The organism is Ramlibacter sp., assembly GCF_029866045.1.
In the GTDB taxonomy this organism is placed as follows: domain Bacteria; phylum Pseudomonadota; class Gammaproteobacteria; order Burkholderiales; family Burkholderiaceae_C; genus Ramlibacter.
Genome location: NZ_JARXAB010000026.1, coordinates 1 through 5,713, shown reverse-complemented (window position 1 = coordinate 5,713; position 5,713 = coordinate 1). Strand labels below are relative to the sequence as shown.

General features: G+C 63.2%; 5 protein-coding genes. All 5 read right to left on the bottom strand.

What is annotated here, in order from left to right; translation table 11 throughout:
* Window positions 1-31 precede the first annotated feature (31 nt).
* The gene (locus QE494_RS02935; RefSeq protein WP_300041390.1) at window positions 32-322 is read right to left on the bottom strand and encodes a YlcI/YnfO family protein; all 291 of its coding nucleotides are present in this window, start codon (window positions 320-322) and stop codon (window positions 32-34) included.
* A 361-nt stretch (window positions 323-683) separates the two neighbouring features.
* A complete protein-coding gene (locus QE494_RS02930; protein ID WP_300041388.1) occupies window positions 684-2,792 on the bottom strand; it encodes an HlyD family efflux transporter periplasmic adaptor subunit in 2,109 nt (702 codons plus the stop codon).
* Entirely contained in the window at window positions 2,792-4,135 is a 1,344-nt protein-coding gene (locus QE494_RS02925; RefSeq protein ID WP_300041386.1) for an efflux RND transporter periplasmic adaptor subunit, read from the bottom strand. The genes QE494_RS02930 and QE494_RS02925 overlap by 1 nt, the downstream gene beginning before the upstream one ends.
* A 10-nt stretch (window positions 4,136-4,145) precedes the next feature.
* The gene (locus QE494_RS02920) at window positions 4,146-4,979 is read right to left on the bottom strand and encodes an efflux RND transporter periplasmic adaptor subunit (protein WP_300041384.1); all 834 of its coding nucleotides are present in this window, start codon (window positions 4,977-4,979) and stop codon (window positions 4,146-4,148) included.
* On the bottom strand, window positions 4,976-5,713 hold a 738-nt coding region (locus QE494_RS02915), incomplete at its 5' end, for an Ig-like domain-containing protein (protein ID WP_300041381.1). The genes QE494_RS02920 and QE494_RS02915, both read right to left, overlap by 4 nt.

Below are 5,713 nucleotides of genomic sequence, written 5' to 3'. Positions count from 1 at the left end.
TCGGCCGCCCGAGTCAAGCGAACCTTGAAGCTCACTTGCGAGTCTTTGAGGCCGGGGTCACTCGCGCGCGCGCAGCTTCAAGTTTGCGCTGCAGGCCTGCCACGACATCGTCGGCGTCGACATAGTCGCCTGTGCGCCGCGATTCGTCCCGAGAGGGAAGGCCGCGGGCGATGAACTCCGCATGGACGCGCCGCCGCTCGAGGCTGGCCCGCACGGACGATTCAACAAACTGGGAGAGGCTCTCACCTTCGGCCAGTACGGACTCAACTTCAGCCCGCAATTCGGGCTCGACCCGTATGGAGGGGAAGGCAGCTGATTTCATGATCAGAGAGTGTGTCGCATTTGCGCTGCACGATCAAGCCCGGGTCACTGATTCGTTTTTCATCTGAGCGATTGAGCCCGCTGATGAGGCGGTCATCCGCGGAGTGAGCCGGTCATCGCGATCCAGGGCGAAGTGTTCCGGGCGCAGCGACCAGGTGCAGGCGCACAGGCAAATTTCGGCCTTCAGGCCTCTTGATCAGGCCGACCGAGCCACAAAGCACTGTCGTTGCCGGAGCGCCGACCCGGAGTGCCTCGACTGCTCCGCGTCCAAGGCGGACTTCGTGGCGGTGGCGATCTAGAGAGAGTGGAGGGGGCGGCAAGCGAGGCGGCACCGTTGGCTCAGACAGGACCCGATCTCCGTCTTAAAAGCCACTCTCCCGAATCCAGATGGACAGGGCGTGTCGCCAGTAACGGCCCAGGATACTTTCGGATTTGGCCTCGAGCAGAACCCGCCCGGTCTGCTGCAAAGCGGGTGCCTGTGTGTCGTCTAGAGGTTCGAGCTCAATCTGGTACCAGGCCCCTTCGAGTCGTAGCCCCTGTTGAACCTTGCGGGTCGGCACCGACCCACCGTAATCGGTGGCCAGCTCGGGCCAGGGCAGGGACTGCAAGGCGGTGTAGTCGATGCGCACCAGCTTCAGCTCCAGCCGCGGTGCACCCGGAAGATCGGAGATCCACACCGCCCGGGCGCCATCTTCGAATCGGTACAGGTCTTCGGTGGAGGTCAAGGCAATCAGGCGTACACCTTGCTCGGATCGCAGTGTCAGCAGCGGCGTGTTTTGTGAGACCCACTGACCTTTCTGCAGGGGCTCAATGCGGCTGACGTTGCCTTGGATCGGAGCCCGCAGTTGCAGGCGGGCCTGACGGTCCGCCAGCCCTTGAATGCGGGTCTGGAGCTCTTCACGCTGCCGCGACAGAATCAGCGCGTCTTGCAAGTCGCGGGTCGACCCCACCTGGCGTGCAATCTTTTCGTTCACGAGACTCAGCTCACGCTGGCTTTGCAAGAGGGTGTGCTCGATCTCCGGCTGCTCCAAGCGAATGAGAAGGTCGCCTGGTTTGACGGGGTCTCGCTGGCCGACCGCGACGCTCACCACACGCCCTTGCTCGGGTGCGAACACGGTACGGAAATCACCCGCCTGCAAAACTGCGGGCAGCGATACCGAGGAACGCCAGGGCAGCGCCAGCAGCAGGGCCACCGCGAGGAGCAGCAGGCCGAGAACCAAGGTATGCCTGTTGAGTCTAATTTTTTGCCTCCGCAGCCACCATTGCCGAACTTCGTTCTTCACCGGCAGCAAAATGAACCAGATGATCTCTACCAAGAACAACACGATGCCCAGTAACTTGAAGGCAAAGTGGTAAACCAGCAGCGCAATCCCGATGAACAGCACCGCCCTGTAGGCCCAGGTGGCGTAGGCATAGGCGATGAACAGCCGACGTCGCCAAGGCCCTATTTCTTCCGGTGGCGGCTCTCCCAGCCCGAACAAGGCCTCCCGAAGTTGCCATCGCGCCAGGGCGAAGGACCGGGGTTGGAGATTCTCCGCGTGCAAAAAATCCGATAGCGCAAAGTAGCCATCGAAGCGCATGAACGGACTGATGTTGACCAATACCGAGCTGACCCAGCTGGTCGTCGCCACAAAAAATGCAGCGCTTCGCCACATGCCGTCTGGCAAAAAGCACCATGCAAAGGTGGCGGCCATGGCCAGGTGAATCTCGGTGTTCACACCGGCCAGGACAATCTTCAGGCGCTGTCGATTCGAGCGCAGCCGCCAAGCGTCGGTGGTGTCTGTGTAGAGAACAGGAAACAGCACGAGTAGCGCAACGCCGATCGCGCCTACTTTGCAGCCGTACTTCTTGGCGGCATACGCGTGGCCGAGTTCGTGGGCTGACTTGACCACCGCCAGCGTGACGCCATACAGGGCCAGTCCCTCCCAAGACCAAAAATGCAAGAAAGTGGCGACAAAGACGTCCCACTGCTGAAGTACCAGCAACAGGCCGATCAAGCCCAGCGCACGTACCGACCAAATCAGGGGCGGCCCGGTCACCCTGGAGACCCAAGGCCAGGTTCGCTCCAGAAAGGCGTCGGGGCGCCAAAGCGGAATGCGGAAAAAAAGGTAATGGTGAAGCAGCCAGGTAAGCCAGTGCTGCCGCGCGCGGCGCTGGGCTGCGGCTAGACGCGCAAGCCCTTGCTCCTCGGACACCTCGACCAGCTGGTTGCCGACCAGGAACTGAAGCAGTCCCTTGAGTTCGGTCTCGTCCAGGTCGATCCCGTCGGCCTCGCAGACTTTGAGAAATTCGTCGGTAGACAGTCCGGCCTTCCAGTGGCGGATGACGCGAAACGCATCCAATCGAAGTCGGAAATAGGCGTTGCGACTGAGGTCGTGAATCAGCCAGGTGGGAGAGCCGTCTTCCGCGGCGCTACCGGCCAGCAGGGCCAAGTCGGTCCTGAGTGCCGGCAAGGCGCTTGCGGCCTCCATCACCATCCCAGCCACTGACGCGCCGCCGTGATGGGGCGACGCAGCAGGTAGTAAAACAGTGTGGTGTCGCCGCCATAAATGCGGGCGGTGCCGCGTAGTCCGATGCGCGGGGCAGCGTCCTGCGCATCGAGGGTGGCGTTGACCTTGTAGGCTGGCCACTCGCCGGTCAGGGTGGACTCGTACACCACGTACTTGACCGTCCCGCGCAGACTGCGCAGGGGATCGGTGTCCAGGAACAGCCGGATCTCATTGCCCGCCTCCAGCGCCACCGCGTCCTTGACCGGTACCCAAATCGTGACCTCGATACGCTTGGGATCGGCGATGCTCATGATGCGCTCGCCGACCCGCACGGGCCGACCTTTCCACAGCTGTGGATCGTCGATCACCACAACCCCATCGCGGTCGGCTTTGAGCTGCGTCTTGGACAGTCGGCTTTGCGCGAGCGCAAGCTCACGCGTCTTGAGGTCGACCTGTGCTTGCATGGGAGCCAGATCAGCCTTTCGGGACGGATCCAGAAAAGAGGCTTGCTGCGAGCGACGGCGCTCGGCCTGGGTCACTTCAAGTGCTTTGGCCGCAACATCCTGGATCCCCCGCAGATCACCCGATTCCAGCTCGGCCAGCACCCGCCCTGTTTGGACCGCCTCATTGGGCCTGACCTTGAGTTCGCGTACGACGCCATCGATGGGCGCAGTGACCACAAAGGGATCGGCCGCGACGATTTCGGCCGGGGCCAGCACACTCAAGCGAACCGGAATCAGCGCAGCCAATACCAAGCCTGCAGTGGCTACCGAGGCCCCTACCACCATGCGCCAGCGGGCCCAGAGCGACTGGTGATGCCGTTGAAATCGCTCCAGCGCGTGGGCATAGACGATGGACAGGTGGCCCAGGAGAGCGACCTCCTGGTTGCTCCAGGCCTCCTCACGGCCAAGCAGCAGCGCGCCCTGCATCTGCCCCTCACGTGCCACCAGCGGGATCCATAGCAAACTGGCGTTCGCGAATTCCACCCACTCCCGCCGCAGCTCAGGGGTCAGTTCGTCGGGCGTTAGGGGGTGTAGCGCCTGCGACCGACCCGACTGGGTCAGGTGCTTGGCCAGGCGCTCCGTCCAGGCGAGAAAGGGCGAGGACCGGTCGACTTCGCTGATGTTCGAAAGGCTGGTGGTCTGCAAGGCGCCACCTGGCCTGCCAGTGAGCAAAATCGCCTGGATAAAGGGCGACAGCTGGCGTGTGGCGTTGGTGATGACAAACCGCGTCTCGGGCAGCGTCTGGGCTTCCAGCACCAGCTTTTCGAGCTGGAGCAGGCTGGCAAAAAGATCCAGCGGACTGGCCGACGGTGCGGGGTTCATGCGGCCCTGCTTATCGAAGCTTCGCGTCGCCTGTCATCCCGGGCAGCAATTTGGGGTCGCTGGCCAGGCGGGCGCGGACCGTCACGGTTTGGCTCACCGCATCGACCTGACTGCCAATGGCCACGATCTGCGCGCTGTGGCGACTGCCAGTTTCATCGATGCGGACATCGAGAATCTGGCCCGCGCGCAGAAAGCGGAGCCATTGAGCCGGGGCCACGGCCATGACTTCAAGGGACTCGGTCGAGACGATGCTCAAAACCTCTTGCTGGAGCTTGGCCACCTCCAACTCCTGGGCCTTGCGGGCAATCACCCGGCCAGCCCAGGGAGCGCTGATGGTGCAGCGGTCGGTGTTGATCTTCGCCATGCGCCACTCTGCCTGGGCACGCTGGACTGAGACCTCCGAAAGGACAACCTCGAGCGCCCCGATGGAGCGCGTCTTGACCAGTTGCGCGTCGTTGTCGAGTTTGGCCTGGGCCGCGCGCAACTCGGCGCTCACCTTGTCGCGCTGAGCTTCAAAAATCTCGCAGTCAAAGGCCACCAGGGTGTCACCCTTGTTGAAGCTGTCGCCCTCCCGCAGGGGCATGCTTTTGATGCGTGCGGCGATCTCGGCTGACAGGGTCGCTTGCATGAGTGCCTGCACCACCACCCGCACCGGCTTTTGCGTGGGCGGAGTCTGGGCCTGCGCAGGCAGCAGCAGGCTCTGGACCACCCAGCCCAGGAGCAGCGCGGCCCGGGCGTGGGCGCGCAGACGTGTCGGGGCGATGCGCATACCGGTCGGCTTCATCTGTTCTTGGAAAGTGAGCGCATGCCGCAGCGGCCGAATGCCCGCGCGGCTCCCCGTCATTTCTTGCCCCCGACGACGGTGATCTGCAGACGAACGACGGTGATGCCGCCGGCCTCATCGGCCACCCGAACGGGGACAAACACGCTCCTGATGTCGCCTTCAGTCAAGGTCTGATAGGTCGGATGGCGCGGATCAAATTCCCAACGGCCATCGGGCACCAAGGTAAAGCCATCGACGACGCGTTGCCCGAGCAACTCAAAGCTCAGGCGCGCGCCTTCGTCGACGTCCCTGGCTTCAATGCGGCCAGTGACGGGTTTGCTCGTGGTGTCCAGCCTGATGTCGGCAGGCTGAGGCGCCTCAGGCGGGTTGTTGACGCCCGTGATCTCGAGGATCAGATTGAGTGTGCCCAGGCCGCCGTGCGGGTCGGAGGCGGTAAACCGCATCGGCACCTGCCGCTTGGCGCCCGCTTTGGTGGTGCGCCAGAAGGGTGTGGCAGGATCAAAACGCCATTGCCCGCTGGGCTCGATGCTGAACCCGGGCGCCAGTGTCTGGCCCCCAGCCAAGGCAAAGGACAGCTTGTCGCCATCGGGGTCGACTGCATCGAGCTTGCCCGTGACGACCGCGCCGCCCTCGACAGCTGTGATGGTCTTCTGGACGCCCGTCTGTGGGGCATCGTTGACGTTTTCCAGCCGAAGCACAAAGCGATCGGACGCTTTGGCGCCAGAGGCGTCCACTGCGACGACCTCGAAGTTGTAACTGCTGCGGTCAGCGGGCGGATTGCCGCTGAAAGTTTG

Coding starts and splice junctions, on each gene's coding strand:
- QE494_RS02920 (WP_300041384.1), bottom strand. CDS start 4,979: ATGACGGGGAGCCGCGCGGGCATTCGGCCGCTGCGGCATGCGCTCACT.
- QE494_RS02930 (WP_300041388.1), bottom strand. CDS start 2,792: ATGGAGGCCGCAAGCGCCTTGCCGGCACTCAGGACCGACTTGGCCCTG.
- QE494_RS02925 (WP_300041386.1), bottom strand. CDS start 4,135: ATGAACCCCGCACCGTCGGCCAGTCCGCTGGATCTTTTTGCCAGCCTG.
- QE494_RS02935 (WP_300041390.1), bottom strand. CDS start 322: ATGAAATCAGCTGCCTTCCCCTCCATACGGGTCGAGCCCGAATTGCGG.